12 protein-coding genes are annotated in these 18,920 nt (G+C 72.4%); 3 read left to right on the plus strand and 9 right to left on the minus strand.

From position 1 onward, the window contains the following. Positions 1 to 151: 151 nt before the first annotated feature. The 3 genes from NMN56_RS32165 to NMN56_RS32175 all read right to left on the minus strand — a co-directional run bounded on the left by NMN56_RS32165 (position 152) and on the right by NMN56_RS32175 (position 3,096). Positions 152 to 1,201 (minus strand): nucleoside triphosphate pyrophosphohydrolase, encoded by a 1,050-nt coding sequence (locus tag NMN56_RS32165; RefSeq protein WP_274046778.1) that lies wholly within the window; start codon positions 1,199 to 1,201, stop codon positions 152 to 154. Positions 1,202 to 1,294: 93 nt separating this feature from the next. Further along, positions 1,295 to 1,957 carry a SurA N-terminal domain-containing protein gene (locus tag NMN56_RS32170; protein WP_274046779.1) on the minus strand — a complete coding sequence of 221 codons (663 nt, stop codon included), beginning with the start codon at positions 1,955 to 1,957 and terminating at the stop codon, positions 1,295 to 1,297. 308 nt (positions 1,958 to 2,265) lie between these two features. Then, the gene (locus NMN56_RS32175) at positions 2,266 to 3,096 is read right to left on the minus strand and encodes an HNH endonuclease family protein (RefSeq protein WP_430542767.1); all 831 of its coding nucleotides are present in this window, start codon (positions 3,094 to 3,096) and stop codon (positions 2,266 to 2,268) included. Positions 3,097 to 3,344: 248 nt separating this feature from the next. On the opposite strand from NMN56_RS32175, the gene NMN56_RS32180 reads away from it, so the two are divergent. After that, positions 3,345 to 3,944: an NADPH-dependent FMN reductase gene (locus tag NMN56_RS32180; RefSeq protein WP_274046780.1), complete on the plus strand. Its 600-nt coding sequence runs from the start codon at positions 3,345 to 3,347 to the stop codon at positions 3,942 to 3,944. 53 nt (positions 3,945 to 3,997) lie between these two features. Here the strand turns inward: NMN56_RS32180 and NMN56_RS32185 are convergent, their stop codons facing one another. From NMN56_RS32185 to NMN56_RS32195, 3 genes are all read right to left on the minus strand, one after another. After that, entirely contained in the window at positions 3,998 to 5,266 is a 1,269-nt protein-coding gene (locus tag NMN56_RS32185; RefSeq protein ID WP_274046781.1) for a serine/threonine-protein kinase, read from the minus strand. Then, positions 5,263 to 6,168: a hypothetical protein gene (locus NMN56_RS32190; RefSeq protein WP_274046782.1), complete on the minus strand. Its 906-nt coding sequence runs from the start codon at positions 6,166 to 6,168 to the stop codon at positions 5,263 to 5,265. Before NMN56_RS32190 ends, NMN56_RS32185 begins: the two co-directional genes overlap by 4 nt. Before the next feature lie 293 nt (positions 6,169 to 6,461). Beyond that, positions 6,462 to 8,861 carry an HsdM family class I SAM-dependent methyltransferase gene (locus tag NMN56_RS32195; RefSeq protein WP_274046783.1) on the minus strand — a complete coding sequence of 800 codons (2,400 nt, stop codon included), beginning with the start codon at positions 8,859 to 8,861 and terminating at the stop codon, positions 6,462 to 6,464. Between the two features lie 194 nt (positions 8,862 to 9,055). On the opposite strand from NMN56_RS32195, the gene NMN56_RS32200 reads away from it, so the two are divergent. Both NMN56_RS32200 and NMN56_RS32205 read left to right on the plus strand, forming a co-directional pair. After that, positions 9,056 to 9,661: a DUF4352 domain-containing protein gene (locus NMN56_RS32200; RefSeq protein WP_274046784.1), complete on the plus strand. Its 606-nt coding sequence runs from the start codon at positions 9,056 to 9,058 to the stop codon at positions 9,659 to 9,661. Positions 9,662 to 9,839: 178 nt separating this feature from the next. Continuing rightward, entirely contained in the window at positions 9,840 to 10,247 is a 408-nt protein-coding gene (locus NMN56_RS32205; protein ID WP_274046785.1) for a hypothetical protein, read from the plus strand. 143 nt (positions 10,248 to 10,390) lie between these two features. On the opposite strand, the gene mfd is transcribed toward NMN56_RS32205, so the two are convergent. The 3 genes from mfd to NMN56_RS32220 form a co-directional block, all read right to left on the minus strand. Then, positions 10,391 to 13,978, minus strand: coding sequence for a transcription-repair coupling factor (gene mfd, locus NMN56_RS32210; RefSeq protein ID WP_274046786.1), 3,588 nt, complete (start codon positions 13,976 to 13,978; stop codon positions 10,391 to 10,393). A 654-nt stretch (positions 13,979 to 14,632) separates the two neighbouring features. After that, complete coding sequence (locus tag NMN56_RS32215) at positions 14,633 to 17,203, minus strand: ABC transporter permease (RefSeq protein ID WP_274046787.1); 2,571 nt, start codon at positions 17,201 to 17,203, stop codon at positions 14,633 to 14,635. Further along, positions 17,200 to 18,165, minus strand: a complete 966-nt coding sequence (locus tag NMN56_RS32220; protein ID WP_274046788.1) for an ABC transporter ATP-binding protein — start codon at positions 18,163 to 18,165, stop codon at positions 17,200 to 17,202. Before NMN56_RS32220 ends, NMN56_RS32215 begins: the two co-directional genes overlap by 4 nt. Positions 18,166 to 18,920: the final 755 nt, after the last annotated feature.

Raw genomic sequence — 18,920 nt, forward strand, 5'->3', positions numbered from 1 at the left:
GCTGTTGGGGGGCAGCGCCCCTCAACGCCCGGCCGGCGAGGCCAACGGGGGCCAGGGGGCGAAGCCCCCATATCGAACGGGAAGGGGCTTCACATCACAGGAACAACAACAGGGGGGCACGGGGCGCAGCCCCGAAGGGACGGGGAGGGATTCATCCCTCCTGGGCCCGGATCGCGTCGCGATACACCCGCGCGGCCCCCCGCAAAGCCACCTCCGGATCCACCCCACCGGCCTCAGCCCACACAGCAATCCGCAACAACGCGTACCCAACCCCCGCCGCATCAGGCGAAGGCACATCAATGGCAGCGGGCGCGTCAGGCGCATCAACCGCGGCAGGCGCGTCAGGCGCACCCAGCGCATCGGGCAGGGCGATATCAAGCCCAGCCCCCCGAGCGCGCCCCCCAAGCTTCGCAGCGAGAGCCAACGCCGGCTGCCCCAACGGCACCCCCTCCGTCACCGACGTACGCGCATGCTTCTCAACGGCCTTACGCTCCGCCCAATGCGCCTCGACATCCGCCGCGTCCGAGGCGACCTCGTCGCCGAACACATGCGGATGGCGATGCACAAGCTTGGCGACGAGCCCGCCCGCGACATCGTCGACGGCGAACGGTTCGTCGGGGTCGTCCTCCGCGATCCGGGCGTGGAAGACGACCTGAAGCAGCACGTCACCCAGTTCCTCGGCGAGCGCGGCCCGGTCCCCTTCCTCCACCGCCTCGACGAGTTCGTAGATCTCCTCGACGCCGTACTTGAGCAGATCCTCGTGGGTGCGCTCGGCGCTCCAGGGGCATTCGGCGCGGATACGGTCCATGACCTGCACCACGTCGAGGAGTCGCGCGCCGGGCAGGTCGTAGGAGGCGGGGAGGAGTTCGAGTTCGGGCATGGAGGTGCGGCCGGAGCCCGCGAGGCGGGCGAGGCCGTCGGTGAGCGCGGGCTCGCCCTCCGCCGTGGCGAGGACCACGACGGTACGGCCCCCTTCGGCGGCGCACTCGTCGACGAGGGAGGGCGCGTCGGCCGCCGCCCCGGCCTCCACCTTGACTCCCGCGTCACGTACGTACGGGAGCTGCGGGTGCGCCGCGTCGGCGCACAGCACGCGGTCGGCGGTGCGCAGGGCCTGCCACGCGGGCCAGGACAGCAGTCCGGGCGCCACGCGGTGGCTGGTGGTGAGCAGGACGATACGGCCGGTCGCGGGGATCTCGTTCACTCCACGAACGTAACCCGGAACGCGCCCTCACCTCGCCCCGGTTCCCCCACTACGCACGGTCACCCCGCATCCGCACACCGCCGCAGGCAAACCTCATGCACGCTGCTTGCGGTCGGCCGCGTCTCCCGTGAGGTCACGCAGCCAGGGCGTCTTCGTGTGGGCGAGCGTCGACTTGGCCTCGTCCCACTTCCCGTAGCGCGGGTTGACATCGATCTTCATGGCCTTGGAGACCTCGCCCAGCTTCGCGTTGAGCTTCTGGTTGCCCTGCGGTGAGCTGGGGTTGATGCCCTCGGCCTTCGCGATCTTCTCGACCTGCAGCTGCATACGCAGGCGGCCGTCGATCTCGTCGGGCGCGATGGCCTGCTGACGCAGCAGCGAGGACTCCAACTGCTTGCGCCCGCCCGCCTGTTGCTCGATCCGGGCGCGTGCCTGCTGGACCTCGCGGCGGCTGACGCCCACGCCGGCGTCCTTCGCCGCCTGCTTGACGATGCGTTCGCGGATCATGCCGTCGAGCGTGGCGCGGGTGAGCTGGCCGCTCTGCTTGATCATCTGCTCGCCCTGGGGCGCGGCGCGCTGCGCGTCCCGAACGGCGCCGGCTCTCGACTGGAGCTGCGCCATGCTGATCCGGTCACCCTCGATGACGGCCGCGGCTCCCGGGTGTGCGTCGTTGCCGCACGCGGTGAGCAGGGGCGCGGCGACGACGAGCGCGGCGAGTGAGGAGAGAGTGAGCGCGGACCTGCGGTACTGGCGTTCCATGCGGCCTCCCGGGCGGCGGCGGAGGGTCGTGCTGGTACGGCATGACCCACATGACCTGGCGGTGATCGATGGTAAGGAGTCGAAGGGCACCGTGACCACCGCTTCGACACCAAATCGACCAACGATTCGGGGTCAGTTGTGTCGCGGCTACGCCGTCCGCGGCAGCCGACCCGGGCCGCGCGCGCTGCCGCGTCGGCCGCACCGAGCACTGGGGCGCGGTACGCGCGGGACGCGCAGGCGGCCCGGCGCGGCGCAGGACGCGACGCCTCCGTACTGGCCGCTTCCGTCCACGCGGGCGCCGGCGGCCGTCAGCCGCCGCACTGGGCGAGCATCGTCCGCTTGTCGGGAGCGGTGACCGCGAGGGCGTACTTCTGGGCGACCTGCGCGAAGCGGACCGCGTACGCGCAGCGCACCGGCTTGGACGGCGGCAGCCAGGAGGCGGGGCCGGAGTCGCTCTTGGAGGCGTTCGCCGGCCCGTCGACGGGGAGAAGGTTGAGGGGATCGTTGGCGACCCGCTTGCGCTTGTCCTCGCTCCAACGTGACGCGCCCATCTGCCAGTTGTACGACAGCGGGATGACGTGGTCGATCTGCACCGCGATGGCGTGCCGCTTGTTCCAGGTGAGGCGCTTGCCGGTGTACGGGTCGTCCAGCGTCATGGACTGCACGACGCAGTCCGACCCGTCGCGGTGGCGGAGCTTGGCGCCGTCCCTGGCGAGCAGGTCGTTACGGGTGTCGCAGCCGTTGCCGGCCAGGGGCACGCCGTGCGCCGTGTCCATCCACGCGTAGCCGAACTTCTCCCGCTCGTAACCCGTCCTGGGCCCGCGGCCCTTGGTCACCAGCTTCCCGATCAGCGCGCGGGCCCTCGCCTTCTCGGCTTCCGAACCGATGGGCGCCAGGCCCGGCTTGGTGCCGTCCGGGTTCTCCAGCGGCGACACGGCACGCCCGCCCCGTACCGCCCCTCCCGTACCGCCGCTGCTGCCGGAGCCAGCTGCCCTGTCGTCCTTCTCGCCGGGGAGTCCGTCACACCCGCCCAGCAGGACGACGGCGGCGGCGACCCCCGCGGCAACGGGCAGGCCGGTCCTCCGTATGCGGGTACGGGTACTGCGGGGGCTACGGGTGGTGCGGGTGCTGCGGGGCAAGGCGGGATCCACTCCGGGAGTTCACGTTCACGGACGAAACGGGACAGCCCATCACCGCCCCGCACGATCTTAGAACGTCCGTTCACCCCCAACCCGCCACAGGGACTCGGAACTCATGACAAGTCTTTGTCAACTTCCTCGGTGAACTCCGGCGGCAGGCCGACGGTGGAAGAGCGCGCACGCCCGTGCCCTTCGCCCCTGTCCTCGTCCACCAGTGCCCTTGCCCACCAGACACCTTGGAGTCCTCCATGTCCGACAGCCCTCTCAAGCTGGCGATCATCACCGGAAGCGTCCGTGACGGACGGTTCGGGCCGACGGTGGCGCGGTGGTTCACCGGCCAGGCGGCGAAGCACGACGGGGTGAAGGTGACCCCCATCGACCTGCTGGATCACCCCCTGCCGCTGGTCATGCCCGATGTCTCGGCCGGTGCGCAGGCACAGGGTGCCACGCGGGTCGTGGCCGAGCGGCTCGGTCAACTGCTCGGGGAGGCCGACGCGTTCGTGGTCGTGACACCGGAGTACAACCACTCGGTGCCCGCCTCCCTGAAGAACGTGCTCGACTGGTACATCGACGAGTGGAAGGCCAAGCCGGTCGGTCTCGTCTCATACGGGGGGCTCGCGGGCGGACTCCGTGCGGTCGAGCATCTGCGGCAGATCTTCGCCGAGCTGAACAGCGTCACCCTGCGCGACACGGTCAGCTTCCACCACGCCTGGACGGACTTCGGGGCGGACGGCGAGGAGGTCTGCCCGGCGGGCAGCGACACGGCGGCCAAGGCCATGCTGGACCAACTGGTCTGGTGGGGCCACGCCTTGCGCGACGCCCGCGAGAAGCGGCCCTTCGCCGGCTGACCGCCGTCCCGTACGCCGCCCCACCGCTGCCTGGCCCGTCAGCGCCCCGGCGGTCAGCCCGCCGCGAGGCGCTGACGGCACAGGGACTCGTCCTGGAGCAGCTGCGCGACCGTGGGGTCGTGGAGGCCGCGCTCGGGGGTCAGGTCGCGGATGAGGCGCGCGAGTTCGGGCAGCGCCTGACCGTACTGGCCGATGTCGACGAGGGTCGCGGCGTACTGCTTGCGCAGGGTGCGCACGACCGGGGAGTGCTCGCCGTGCTCGGCGACGGCCAGGGGAAGGGCGTGGCCGAGGAGGACGGCGACCTCGGTGTAGCGGCCCGTGGCGAGGAGGCGGCGGATCTGTTCCAGTACCGCGTTGAGGTCCCCCGCGGCCGTGGCGCCGCCGCGCCGGGGCGGCGGCCAGGGGGACATGGGGCGCAGGAACGGCCTGGTCGGGTCCAGCGGGGCGCCGGGCTCGCGTGCGCCCGGTACGGGCAGCAGCGGGGCGAGAGCGGCGTGCACCTCGTGCGCGTCGGCGGGACGGTGCGCTGGATCCCGGTCCAGCAGCCGCCGCACGAGCGCGGGCAGCGGTGCGGGCACACCGGGTGCCACGCTCTCCAGCGGCTGGGGCTGCTCGTGCAGCTTCTTGTAGAGGAGCCCGGTGGCCTCCGGTGCCTCGAACGGCGCGTGTCCGGCGAGCAGTTCGTAGAGCACGACGCCGAGCGCGTACAGGTCGGCCGCAGGGCCGACGGTCGCACCGCCCGTCGCCTGTTCGGGCGCCATGTACACGGGTGTGCCGACGAGCGCGCCCGTGCGGGTGAGCCGGGTGACGTCGGAGGCGCCGACGGAGGCGATGCCCAGGTCGAGGATCACGACGCGGCCGTCGGGCCTGACCATGACGTTGGCGGGCTTGAGGTCGCGGTGGACGACGCCGACGCCGTGCACGGCGACGAGCGCCGAGCACAGTTGAGCGGCGACGCAGACGGCCCACTGCCAGGGGTAGGGGGCGTTCTCCGCGAGGTGGTCGCCCAGGTCGCTGCCGTCGAGGCGCTGCATGACCAGAAAGAGTTCGCCGCCGTCCTGGCCCGCGTCGTAGACGGTCACGAGACCGGGGTGGTCGAGCTGCGCCGTCACACGGCACTCGCGCGCGAAGCGGCGGCGCAGCTCCTCGGGGTCGAGGCTGTCGGCGCCGGGTGCGGACATCTGCGCTGAGTGGGTCAGCTTGACCGCCACGGGCCGACCGCCGAGGCCGGTGTCATGTGCGCCCCACACCTGGCCCATGCCGCCTTTGCCGAGCGGTTCGGAGAGTTCGTAACGGCCCGCGATGAGCCGCCCGGCCCTCACGGCTCCCCTCGCCGGTCCCACTGGTCACGTCGGCCCTGCTGGTCACCTCGGCCCCGCTCGTCACGCTCGTCCTGCGAGTTGCGGTCGTCCTGCGGATTGCGGTCGTCCTGCGGGTTGCGCCGGCGGAGCAGCTCGTCGAGGTCGTCCAGCTCGGAGGCGACCTGGCGCATACGGGGCGAGGCGGCGGGCGGCGCGGCCACCGGGGCGACGGGCGCCGCGTGGCGCGGGGAGTGCGGGGACAACGGGGGTCGCGGCGCCTGGGGGGCCTGCTGCGGATACGGGTTGAAGGGCGGCGCCGGCGGCGGTGTGGCGGAGACGGTCGGCGCGTACGGGTCCGGCGGCGGTGTCGCCATCGGTGCGGGTGCGGGCGGGGACATTGGCGCGGGCGCGTTCACGTAAGGCGCGTGTCCCTGGGGCACGTTCACGTGCGGCGGGCCCGTGTGAGTGGGGCCGGCGTGAGTGGGGCTCGCGTGCTGCGGGCCGGTGTAGGAACCGGGCGCGTACGCGTAGGGCCCCGGCGACCCCGTCGCCTGTATCGGCGACGAGGCAGGGCGCGGGAAGCGGTCGGCGAGGACCGCGTGCACGACGGCGCCCGCCATCAGCAGGATCGCGAAGAGCCCGCCCACGAACTGCATGGTGCCCTCGGCACCGTCCGCCGGGACCTCCGGGACCTTGACCAGCATGACGACGTAGATCACCGTCAGACCGACGCTCGCGGCGAACACCACCCAGTCCCGGGGGCGTTTGCGCAGGATCGCGAAGCGCAGGGAGGGAACCCAGCAGAGCAGGCCCAGGGACCACACGGGAAACGTCGCGAACACGATCCGCACCGCGAGCTGTCCCGCGCGGCCGGTGGAGCCGCGGGGGGACGGCGGGTACGGCGGCGCAGTCTGCCCGTACATCTTCCCTCCAGGCGTTTCGAGCGGATATTCCAGGAGGTGAGCGTATACAGCGGTACGGACACGGGCGTGCCGGGAGCCGTTTGGAAGCGGAATCGTTGTTATCCGGGCGGCGTTGGCCGGGACGTTGAACGCGACATAGGCGGAGGCGTTGGCCGGACGCTGGCCGCAGGGCGGTTTGCCGGGCAACGTTCTGCGGGCGTACCGCAGCGTCATCCGTTTCGCGGGCTCGGCCGTGTCCAGGCGTCATCCGTGCCCCGGCGACATCCGTACGGAGCGTCAACCGGGCAGCGTCGTCAGCCAGGCGGCAGGGTGCCGTCGGCGAGGCCGTCGAACATGCCCTGTACGAACTCCTCGCCCAGTTCCCCCACGCGGCGCAGCCCGCTCTCGAACGTCGCGAGCCTGCGGAACGTCTCCCCGTAGCGCCGCTGCCGCTCCAGGGGCAGCCGGGGCAGCCGCAGGCGGCGTACGTCGATGCGGGAGGCGCTGGAGGCATAGCTGCTGGCCTGGCGGGTGTTGGCGGTGGAGCGCAGGAACCCGGCGATGAACCAGGGGTCCAGCGCGGCCGGGTCCGGGCGCAGCAGACTGAGTGGCTTGCCGAGCGCCTCGCCGCCCTCGTCCGGCGCGACGACGTAGGCGGCGCCTCTGCCCTGTACGGGAATGACGACGTCGCCCGGCGCCGTGGTGACGGTCTCGGCGCCTGCGGTGTGCACCTCCAGGGCGCCGCCGCGCGCCAGTTCGCCGACGGTGGCCTCCGGCCAGTGCGTCTCGGCGCCGCTCCGCGCTTCCCCGCCACCCTCGCCGCTCCCGGACCCGCCGCCCCCGGCCTGCCCGGCTTCCCCGGTCCCCTGCTCCTCAGCCGCCGTGGCGCGGGCGAGGTCGAGGGTGCGGCGCAGGGTGCCCTCCAGCTCGGCGCGCACGGTGGCGAGCGCTGCGGCGTCACCCCTGCCCCCGCCCGGCAGCAGGTGGCGCGCGGGGGTGAGGTCCACCTCGTCGTCCAGCAGGTCAATGGCGGCGAGGGTGCCGCACACGCCGGGCTCAGCGGGGACGTCGCCACCCGCGTCGTAGGCACGCCAGGCCGCCAGCACGGCCTGCCCCAACTCCCGCCACGGCAGCGGTTCGCGGGCCCCGGCCTGCCACTTGTCGCCGGTGTCCATCACCAGCAGCCGGGGCTCGGAGGGCGCCGACCCGTCGGGCTTGCGCAGCACCCACAGGTGCAGCGGCAGGCTGTGCGGCGCGGCGGCGCCTGGCGGCAGCGCGACGACGGCACGCAGCACGCCCTTGCGCAACAGCGCTGCCCGCACCCTGCGCCCCGTACGGCGGGAGGCCACGGCGGGCGGCAGCAGCATGACGGCGGTGCCGCCGGGACGAAGCCGGGCCAGCGCGTGCTGCACCCAGGCGAGTTCGGACTCGGTACGCGCGGGGAGGCCGTAGGCCCAGCGGGGGTCGTAGGCCAGCTCCTCGTGACCCCAGTTGCGCTCGTTGAAGGGCGGGTGGCACAGGACGGCGTCGACGGACGGCGCCTCGGAGCCCGGTTCGGTGCGCAGCGCGTCCTCGCTCCGGATGTGAACGGCTGTACTGAGCGCACCGGACGAGGCGGCACGGGCACGTGCCGCCACCCGGAGGGTGAGCCGCAGGGCCGTGAGCCGGGCGAGCACCGGATCGCTCTCCTGACCGTGCAGCACGGCGGGCGCCTCGCGCTCACGCCGGGCGGCGGAGTCCCGTTCTGCGGCGGAGTCCGGTTCTGCGGCGGGGGTCTCGCGCCGGGCGGCGAAGTCCAGTCGTGCGGTGGAGTCCGGTTCTGCGGCCGAATCCAGTGCTGCGGCGAGCAGTTCGCCCGAGCCGCACGCGGGGTCGAGGAAGGAGTCGGCCGGGCCCGCCAGGCCGGCCATGAGCGCGGCGGTCTCGGGCGGCGTGAGCGTGTACTGGCGGGGGTTGGCGTCGAAGTACCGGCCGAGCAGGAACCCGTACGCCTCATCGGGGCCCATCTCCCGTGCGAGCTGGGCGAGTTCGGCGTCGCGCGCATCGGGGCGAGCCGTTCCGGACGCGCGTGCGGCACGGGAGGCGTTGGCGGCGGAACGGGACGTGGCCCCGGAAGCGGTGCCGGTCGCGGGGGCGGGAGCGGAGGCGGAAGCGTCGCCGGTCGAGGCGGGGGGCGAGGCGCTGGTCGAGGCGGCGGACGCGTCGCCGGACAAGTCGCCGGTCGCGTCAGCGGACGCGTCAGCGGCACCCGATACGGCACCACCGGCCGGCCCGTGGCCGCCGTGGCCCGCCGCACCATCGGCCTCACCCGTGTCACGCGGGCCCCCGCCCGTGCCGAGCGAACCCTCACCCGTGTCACGTGGGCCCCCGCCCGTGCCGAGCGCGCCCTCACCCCGGTCGCGCGGACCCGCACCAGTGGCAGACGTGCCTCCGCCGAGCAGTGTCTCGCCGGCGGCGAGGAGCGCCGGGGCCGCACCTTCGGGCGCTCCCTCGATGTGCCGCCAGACCCGTTCGCGGAGCGGGAGTTCGGCGAGCTTGCCCTGTGCGCTGAGCCAGTTCTCGACCTCGTCGAGTGCGAAGGAGGGGCTCGTCTCGGTGCCGCCGACGGGGCGGGGGAAGTCGGCGTACCGGCGGCGCCAGTTGCTGACCGCCGCTCTGCCGACTCCCGCCAGCCGAGCGATCGCCGCTGCCGTGACTTCCGTGCCGTCCGACACCGAGGGCCTCCCGCCGTTTCCGTCGCGCGCTGCTGAGGGTCGAGCATACCCATCTCACCCTCCACCCCGTTCACAGCGTGAATCCGCATCGTTCATGCTTTCTTGTTGACTCGGTTCACAAGCAATGCTGTTATTGACCCATCGGTTCGCGACACGTTGTGAACCGGTATCGCCGACCGGAAAGGGTCCGAGCCATGTCCATCCGCCTGTCCCCGCGCACACGCCGTCCGTCCCCGCGCGTTCGTCTCGTCGCCGCCACCGCAACGGCCCTGCTCGCCATGGGCGGGCTCAGCGCCTGCGAACTGGACGAACCCACCACCGAAAAGGCGTCCTCCTCCAGCGGCGCCGAGGCGAAGGGTTCGGGCGGCGGCAAGGGCAAGGGCGGGGGCCAGGCCGAAAAGGGCCCCCGCGCGGCGGGCGACACCGCCGTGTACGGCGACAAAGGGCTGAAGGTCACGGTCGCCGCACCCGCACCGTTCACACCCGGCGCCTACGCCGCGGGCCACAAGCAGGCCAACCAGGCGTACAAGGTGAAGGTGACCCTGGAGAACACGGGCTCGGGGAAGCTGGACACCGAACTGGTCTCCGTCGGCGCCCGGCAGGGCGAGGCCGGCGAGACGACGGCCGGCATCTTCGACGGCGAGAACGTCGGAGCGGGCTTCAGCGGCAAGCTCCTGCCCGGCAGGAAGGCCACGGCGACCTACGGCTTCGACGCCACGAAGGCCGCGAAGAACCTCGACATCGAGGTCAGCGTGAACGACTTCGAGACCGAGCCGGCGCAGTGGAGCCTCACCCTCTGAGCCCTCACGGGATCAGCCCGCCGGATCAGCCCGCCGAGTCCCCGCCGGATCAGCTCCGGCGCCCAGCGCACCACACCGCTCACGGCTCACGGCTCACGGCTCACGGCGCCACCGCTCACGGCGCCACCGCTCATCACTCACACCGCTCACCGCTCACCGTTCCCAGGGGGGATCACCCATGTCTCACGCCTCCGGCAACCCGTATCCGCAGCAGCCTCCGTACCCGGCGCACGGTCAGGGTCCGGCCGCCCAGCAGCCCCGTAACGGGCTGGGCATCACCGCGCTCATCCTCGGCCTCGTCGGCGCCCTGTGCGGGCTCATACCGTTCCTCTTCTGGCTCGGCGGCACCCTCGGCCTGATCGGACTCATCCTCGGCCTCGTAGGACGCTCCCGCGCGAAGAAGGGCCTCGCCACCAACGGGAAGACCGCGCTCTCCGGAGTGCTGCTCTCGCTCCTGGCCTTCGGCCTGGGCATCTACGGCATGGTCGTGGTCTTCACCGCCGTTGACGACGCCGTCAACGAGATGGACAAGGAGCTGAACGGCGCCGCACACCCCGCCGCCGTCCTCCACCTCCCCGGCCGCTGAACGCCGAGGGCCCCGCCGGTCACGCACCGGACGGGGCTCTCGCCTTACGCCGCGTCAGCTCGGCCCGGACCGGACCAGAAACGGACCGGACCGGACCATAATCGGACCCGGACCGACCCGGGCCGGACGAACCGAACCGGCCCTCAGCCCGGGATCGTGGTCAGGAACTCGCCCACCCAGGCGAGCAGTTCGCGGCCCGTCACCGGCTTGCCGCCGATGGTCTGAGGCTTGGGGCGGGGCACGAGGACCTGGTGGGCCGCCGTCTTGATGACCGAGCCCGGGTACAGCCGCTTGAGCCGCAGCTCCTGCGACTCGCGCAGCTCCAGGGGGCTGAAGCGGACGTTGTTGCCCTGGAGTGTGATGTCGGTGACGCCCGTCGTACGGGCCAGCATCCGCAGGCCCGCCACCAGCAGCAGGTTCTCCACCGGCTCGGGCAACGGCCCGTAGCGGTCGGCCAGTTCCTCCCGTACGGCGACGATGTCGTCCTCGGAGGTCGCCGTGGCGATCGAACGGTACGCCTGGAGGCGCAGCCGCTCCCCCGGCGCGTAGTCGTGCGGTACGTGCGCGTCGACCGGCAGCTCGATCTTCACCTCGGCCGGTGCCGCCTCCGGCTGCTCGCCGGACTCCAGTGCCGCGCGGTAGTCGGCCACGGCCTCGCCCACCATCCGCACGTACAGGTCGAAGCCGACGCCCGCGATGTGGCCCGACTGTTCGCCGCCGAGCAGGTTGCCCGCGCCGCGGATCTCCAGGTCCTTCATCGCCACGTACATGCCGGCGCCCATCTCGGTGTGCTGCGCGATGGTCGCCAGCCGCTCGTGCGCCGTCTCGGTCAGCGGCTTCTCCGGCGGATAGAGGAAGTACGCGTAACCGCGCTCGCGGCTGCGGCCCACCCGGCCGCGCAGCTGGTGCAGCTGGCTGAGGCCGAAGTTGTCGCCCCGCTCGACGATCAGGGTGTTGGCGTTGGCGATGTCGATACCGGACTCCACGATCGTCGTGGCGACCAGCACATCGGCCTTCTTCTCCCAGAAGTCGACCACGACCTGCTCCAGCGCCTGTTCGGACATCTGCCCGTGCGCCGTGGCGACACGGGCCTCCGGCACGATCTGGCGCAGCCTGGCCGTCGCGCGGTCGATGGACTCGACGCGGTTGTGGATGTAGAAGACCTGCCCCTCGCGCAGCAGTTCGCGCCGGATCGCGGCGCCGATCTGCCGCTCCTCGTAGGGCCCGACGAACGTCAGCACCGGGTGCCGCTCCTCGGGCGGCGTGGTGATCGTCGACATCTCGCGGATGCCGGTCACCGCCATCTCCAGCGTCCGGGGAATGGGCGTGGCCGACATCGTGAGCACGTCCACGTTGGCGCGCAGCTTCTTCAGCTGCTCCTTGTGCTCGACGCCGAAGCGCTGCTCCTCGTCCACGATCACGAGGCCCAGCTCCTTGAACTTCGTCTCCGAGGAGAAGAGCCGGTGCGTGCCGATGACGATGTCGACCGAGCCCTCACGCAGCCCGTCCAGCGTCGCGCGCGCGTCGGTGTCGCTCTGGAAGCGGGAGAGCGCCCGTACGTTGACGGGGAACTGGCCGTAGCGCTCGGTGAAGGTGCTGTAGTGCTGCTGCACCAGCAGGGTGGTGGGCACCAGGACCGCCACCTGCTTGCCGTCCTGTACGGCCTTGAAGGCGGCCCGCACGGCGATCTCCGTCTTGCCGTAACCGACGTCGCCGCAGATCAGCCGGTCCATCGGGACCGTCTTCTCCATGTCCTCCTTGACCTCGCCGATCGTCGTCAGCTGGTCGGGGGTCTCCACATAGGGGAACGCGTCCTCCAGCTCACGCTGCCAGGGCGTGTCGGCGCCGAAGGCGTGCCCGGGTGCCGCCATACGGGCGCTGTAGAGCTGGATCAGGTCGGCGGCGATCTCCTTGACGGCCTTCTTCGCGCGCGCCTTCGTCTTCGTCCAGTCGGCGCCGCCCAGCCGGTGCAGGGTGGGCTGCTCGCCGCCGACGTACTTGGTGATCTGCTCCAGCTGGTCGGTCGGCACGAACAGCCGGTCGCCGGGCTGGCCGCGCTTGGCGGGCGCGTACTCGACCAGCAGGTACTCGCGCGTCGCACCCTGCACCGTGCGCTGCACCATCTCGATGTAGCGGCCCACACCGTGCTGCTCGTGCACGATGTAGTCGCCCGTCTGGAGCGTGAGCGGGTCGATCTGCTTACGGCGCCGCGCCGGCATGCGCGCCGCGTCCTTGCCCGCCGCCTTCTGGCCCGACAGGTCGGTCTCCGTCAGCACGGCGAGCTTCAGCGCGGGCGCCACGAACCCGTGGTCGAGCGATCCGCACGCCACATGCACCAACGCGGGCTCCAGCGCGGCCAGTTCGGGCCCCGCCAGCCGCGCGGGCACGCCCTCGCCGCCCAGCACCTCGACCGTACGGGCCGCGGGTCCGTGGCCCTCGGTGAGGTAGACGCAGCGCCAGCCCTCCGACAGCCAGCCCTTGGTGTCGGCCAGCGCGCGTGCCGTGTCGCCCCGATAGCTCTCCGGCGCGCGCATGCCCAGCTGGAGGGTGTCGTCGCCGCCCTCGCCCGCCTCCCCCGCACCCGGGTCCAGCTCGGCGTCGGCGGCGAACTGGCTGACCGTCCACCACATCACGCCCAGCTCGCGCGCGCGTTCCCGTACCTCGGCGATACCGCGCAGGGACGCGGCGCCCACGTCGATCGGCGCCTTCGCCCCGTCGCCCTCGCCGCCGGAACCCGCGCCCGCCGTCGCCGCCCAGGAAGCCTGGAGGAACTCCTGGCTGGTGGCCACCAGGTCCGAGGCACGCGTACGGACCCGCTCCGGGTCGCACACCACGGCCATCGAGCCGGCGGGCAGCACGTCCAGCAGCAGTTCCATGTCGTCCACGAGCACGGGCGCCAGGGACTCCATGCCGTCGACGGCGATCCCCTCGGCGATCTTGCCGAGCATCTCGTGCAGCTCGGGGTGCTCCTCGACCAGCGCCGCCGCGCGCTCGCGCACATCCCGGGTGAGCAGCAGCTCGCGGCACGGGGGCGCCCACAGGCCGTGCTGGGCGATCTCCAGCGAGCGCTGGTCGGCGACCTTGAAGTAGCGGATCTCCTCGACCTCGTCGCCCCAGAACTCCACGCGCAGGGGGTGTTCCTCCGTGGGCGGGAACACATCGAGGATGCCGCCGCGCACAGCGAAGTCGCCGCGCTTCTCCACCAGCTCAACCCGTGCGTAGGCGGCGGCAGCCAGTGCGTCGACGGTCTCTTCCAGATCGACGGTCTGCCCCTGCTTCAGTGCCACGGGAACGAGGTCACCCAGCCCCTTGACCTGCGGCTGAAGCACCGACCTGATGGGCGCGACCACCACCGAGACCGGGCCCGTCGCCGGGTCGCCCGGCTCCGGATGCGCCAGGCGGCGCAGCACGGCCAGGCGGCGCCCGACCGTGTCGGAGCGCGGGCTGAGGCGCTCGTGCGGCAGCGTCTCCCACGAGGGGTACTCCACGATGCCCTCTTCGGGCAGCAGCGAGCGCAGCGCGGCGGCCAGGTCCTCCGCCTCGCGGCCCGTCGCTGTCACGGCGAGCACCGGCCGCTCCGCCGACCTGGCCATCGCCGCGACGGCGAACGGCCGCGCCGCAGGTGGGCCCACGAGGTCGACGTGGTGCCTGTTGCCGTCGGCCGCGGCCCTGATGGCCTCGTCCAGTGCGGGGTCGTTGGTGACGGCGTCCAGCAGACCGTGCAGACTCATGGGCTTCCATCCGGGGGGCGTGGGCAACGCGAACCGCCCGGCACGCGGTGCGGACCGGGGGTCTCCCAGCGTACGACGCGGCGGCGACACGCGCGGCCGGAGCCGACCCGGCGCCCGTCCGGGCGCGCGAGCCGCGCCTCCGCCGCGGGAGTACGCGGCACGCCCTGACGGATACGCACCCGTATGGGCAGGCCCGTACGGGTACGCGACGGCCCCGCGAACGGCACGCACCGCGACTCCGGCCCGTACACGGTCGACCGGCCGTAACCGGTACACGGTGCGCCCGGCCGTAACCAGTACGCGGTGCGCCCGGACACCCGGCCGGCCGTCCACCCTGTCCACCCCGTCCACCCCCGTCCACCCGTCCGGGGAATGCCGCCGGTCCGCGCGGGTACCCGGACTGCCCCGTGCCAGTACGCGGCACGCCCCGTACTGGTACGCGGGCCACAAAGCCCGCACCGGCGCCCGCACACGGTGCCGGGGCGTGGAGCCCCCCGCGCCCCACGCCCCGTCCCGCGTCCCGGCCCGCCCCTCACGGTCCGCTCACCGCGAGGCGGCCATACGGTCCGGTCCGTACAGTCCGCCGGTCCGGGCGGGCCTCCTATCCGGGCGGTCCGTCCGGTCCGCCGGTCCATGGCGGTCAGCCCGTGGCGCTCAGTCCGTGGCGATGGCGTTCAGGACGTTCATCCGGCCCGCCCGGAATGCGGGGACGAGCGCCGCTATCAGTCCGACCAGGGCGGAGCCCACGAAGACGGCGCCGATCGTGGTCCAGGGGATCTCCAGCACGTTGAGCCCCTGGAGGGCCAGCAGGCGCTGGGCCGCGGCGCCCCAGGCCATGCCGAGGCCGAGACCTAGCAGCGCGCCGAACAGGGCGATGACCACGGATTCGAGCCTGATCATGCGCCGCATCTGGCGGCGCGAGAGGCCGATGGCGCGCATCAGGCCGATCTCGCGGGTCCGCTCGACGACGGAGAGCGCCAGGGTGTTCACGACGCCGAGGACCGCCACCACTATCGCCAGCCCGAGCAGCCCGTAGACCATGTTGAGCAGCTGGCCGATCTGGTCCTGGAGGGTCTGCTTGTAGTCGGCCTGGTCGCGGACCTTGTAGACCGGGTAGGGCTCCAGGGTCTTCTTGAGCGACGCGTACGCCTCCTTCTCCTGGCCGTCCTTGGCCGTGCCGAGCATCATCGAGTCCAGGGGCAGCCTGTCGGCGGGCAGATACCGCTTCGCCGTCGCCACGTTGATGTACATCGCGCCGTTGTCGACGGGGGTGTCGTCCTTGGTGATCGCGGCGACCTTCAGCCTCGCCGTCTCGCCGTGCTCGAAGGCGACCGTGAGCGTGTCGCCCACCGTGACGCCGTTCTTCTTGGCGTAGCGGTCGCCGACCGACATGGCGTTCTTCCCGTAGGCGGCCCCGAGGTCGCCCGAGGCGGTCTCGCGGTGCAGGGCGGTCCGGTAGGAAGGGTCGGTGGCCGCCAGTTCCTTGGACTCACGCTTGCCGCCGGGCGAGGTCAGCGTGGCCTCGACCCTCTTGTACGACGTGACGGTCTCCAGGTCCGGCGACTTCTTGAGCTTCTCGCGCACGGCAGGCGTGATCGGCTGCGGCCCCTCGGCCTCGATGATGAAGTCCGCTCCGACCGATTTGTCGAGCTGATCCGTGGCCGAGGCGACCATGGAGGAGCCGACGACCGACAGCGAGGCGACGAGCGCGAGGCCGATCATCAGCGCGGCGCCCGTCGCACCCGTACGGCGGGGGTTGCGCAGCGCGTTGCGCTCCGAGAGGCGGCCGACGCTGCCGAAGGGGCGGGTGATGACCAGCGAGAGCGCCCGGACGAAGAACCCGGCGAGCATGGGCCCGACGGCCACGAAGCCCAGCAGGCTGAGCAGCACGCCGCCGCCCAGATACATCGATCCGGGCCCCGCCTCGCCTGCCTGCGCAGCCGCGTAGAGGCAGGCGCCGCCGCCCGCGGTGAGGAGGGCGCCGATGACACCGCGTACGGCGCCGGCCCGGGTGTCGGCGGGGGTACCGGCGTCGCGGAGCGCGGCCATGGGCGAGACCTTGCCCGCGCGGCGGGCCGGCAGCCAGGCGGCGAGGACGGTGACGGCGATGCCGAGGACCAGGCCGATCACGGGTGTGGTCCAGGCGACGGTCAGTTCGGAGGTGTCCAGCTTCATGCCCAGGACGCCCATGAGCCGCATCAGCCCGACGGCGAGCCCCACGCCCGCGCCGACGCCGAGTACGGAGCCGAGCACGCCCAGCATCGACGCCTCGGTCAGCACCGACCTGTTGACCTGCTTGCGGCTGGAGCCGATGGCCCGCATGAGGCCGATCTCGCGGGTGCGCTGGGCGACCAGCATGGAGAAAGTGTTGACGATCAGGAAGATGCCGACGAGCAGCGCGATCCCCGCGAACCCGAGCATCGCGTACTTCATGACGTCCAGAAGCGAACCCATCTGCTTCCTGCCGTCGTCGGCGGCCTCCTTCTGTGTCGCCAGCTTGTACGGGGAGTCGCCGAGCGCGGCGCCGACGTTCTTCTTGAGCAGTCCGTGGGTGAACCCGTCCTGGGCCGAGACCGCTATGTGCGTGAACCTGCCCTGGGTGCCCAGGAGTTCGCGCTGCGCCGTGGCCGTGTCGAAGTAGACGAGCGCGGCGCCCGGGTTGGTGACGCGGAAGGTGGCGATGCCGGAGATCTTCGCGACGTTCTCGCCCGCCGCCGTGATCGTGCGCAGCTTCTCCCCGAGCCGGAGTCCGTGTTTGTCGGCCGTGTCGGCGTCGACCATGATCTCGGTGGGGCCGCGCGGCGGGTGCCCCGAGGTGATGTCCATCGACGAGCGGTCGTTGGAGGTCCAGTTTCCCGCGAGGGTGGGGGCTCCCGAGGCGGCGCCCACGTTCTTGTTGTCTCTGTCGACGACGGTGACGCCGGGGCTCGTGACGACGCCCTCCGCGTTCTTGACGCCGTCGGCCCGGCGCACCCGGGCCAGGTCGGAGGCGGGCAGCGACTCGGGTCTGCCGGTCTGCGGCGCCTCGTCGTCGGCGCCCTTCGGGGAGACGGTGACATCGGCAGCGGTCGCGGCGAACAGCTTGTCGAACGTGGCCCCCATGGTGTCGGTGAAGACGAGCGTCCCGGAGACGAACGCGACCGACAGCATGACCGCGACGGCGCTGAGCGCCATCCGGCCCTTGTGCGCGAAGAAGCTGCGCAGCGAGGTCTTGAACATCGTCATGACGCCCGCCCGGAGGTGCCGTGGTGCCCCGGGGCCGCGATGTGCGGGTCGTCCGGGGAGTACGGACCGCTCACAGAGCGCGGGTCGTCCACAGAGCGCGGCGGGTAGCCGTGGCCCGGGGCGTGCGACTCCGGGGTGTGCGGCTGCTGGGCGTGGGATGCGTCGCCCACGAAGCGGCGCATCCGGTCGAGGACCTGCTCGGCGGTCGGCCGGTGCATCTCGTCCACCAGGCGGCCGTCGGCGAGGTAGAGGACGCGGTCGGCGTAGGCGGCGGCGACGGGGTCGTGGGTGACCATGACGATGGTCTGGCCCAGCTCGTCGACGGAGCGGCGCAGGAAGCCCAGCAGCTCGGCGCCCGCGCGCGAATCCAGGTTGCCCGTCGGCTCGTCCCCGAAGATGATCTCGGGCCGCGCCGCCAGCGCCCGCGCCACGGCTACCCTCCCCCAGCTACCGCTGGGAGGTGCCCCCTGCTGCTGGCCGCCGGAGAGCTGGTTGGGCCGGTGCGTGAGCCGGTCGGCGAGCCCGACGGTCCCGATGACCTGCTCGACCCAGGCGCGGTCGGGCTTGCGACCCGCGATGTCCATGGGGAGCGTGATGTTCTCGTAGGCGTTCAGGGTGGGAAGCAGGTTGAACGCCTGGAAGATGAACCCGATGCGGTCGCGCCGCAGTTGGGTCAGCTTCTTGTCCTTGAGGCGGGTGATCTCGTGCTCACCGATGCTGATGTGCCCCTCGGTGACGGTGTCGAGCCCGGCCAGGCAGTGCATCAGCGTCGACTTGCCGGACCCCGAGGGGCCCATGATCGCGGTGAAGGCGCCCCGTGCGATGTCCACGTCGACCCTGTCCAGCGCGACGACGCGGGTCTCCCCCACCCCGTACGCCTTGACGACCTGCCGCGCCGACGCGGCAACGGCCGTAAGTGCCCCATTGCCCCCAGTACTGGCATTTGCTACAGCCGTTGTCACGATACGACTCCCATGTCGGCCTGTGGTGGGTGAGTTCCCTGTCTGGGTACGTCGAGCTTCGCGGACCGGGGCGCCCGCTGCGATGGTGCTCGTACGTGTCTGTGCGGTGGGGCCAGCCCCACCCGCACGGTGCGGTGTCCCGTACACACCTGCTCAACCACACGCTAGAGAAGGCCAGTTGGGCCCGCCGTCCTGCATCGGGACGAGCCGCCCCCAGGGTCCCGCCCGGGGTACCCCTTAAGGGCCGCGCCACTGGCCACCCGTGAGCCGCGCCACGACCCACACCTAAGTCCCGCCGCGAACCACGCGCGAGCCACGCCGCGAGCCGCGCCTGCGCCATGTGTTGCCCGGCGATCGGGCGGACGGGCGGTCGGCGACCCGATGACGGCCGACTCCCTGCGGGCGGCTTCCGGCGCCCGGAGTTCTGGCGGACGGGGTTCTGACGGACGGCGGGGCGCTGGCAGACGGCGGGGCACTGGGCGGACGGGCTGCTCTACCGGCTCAAGCAGCCGTTCCTCTCCCTCATCGGGAGCGAAGGGAGGCCCCCGGAGGACAAGTTGGGCGTACGCGTGATCCGCCGCCGCGAACCGCTGACCGCCACGCACTGACGCCGGGCCACAGGCCCCTGGGCCACAGACCCGAGCCGCACACCCTCGGCCCCCCGGGCCCGCGAACCCCGGACCAGACCCGCAGCCCCCGCGCCACAGACCCCCCGGCCCCGGCCCCTCAGCGACCGGCACACCGAGGCGCCCTCT

This window comes from Streptomyces iconiensis (assembly GCF_028657195.3).
Lineage (GTDB): Bacteria > Actinomycetota > Actinomycetes > Streptomycetales > Streptomycetaceae > Streptomyces > Streptomyces iconiensis.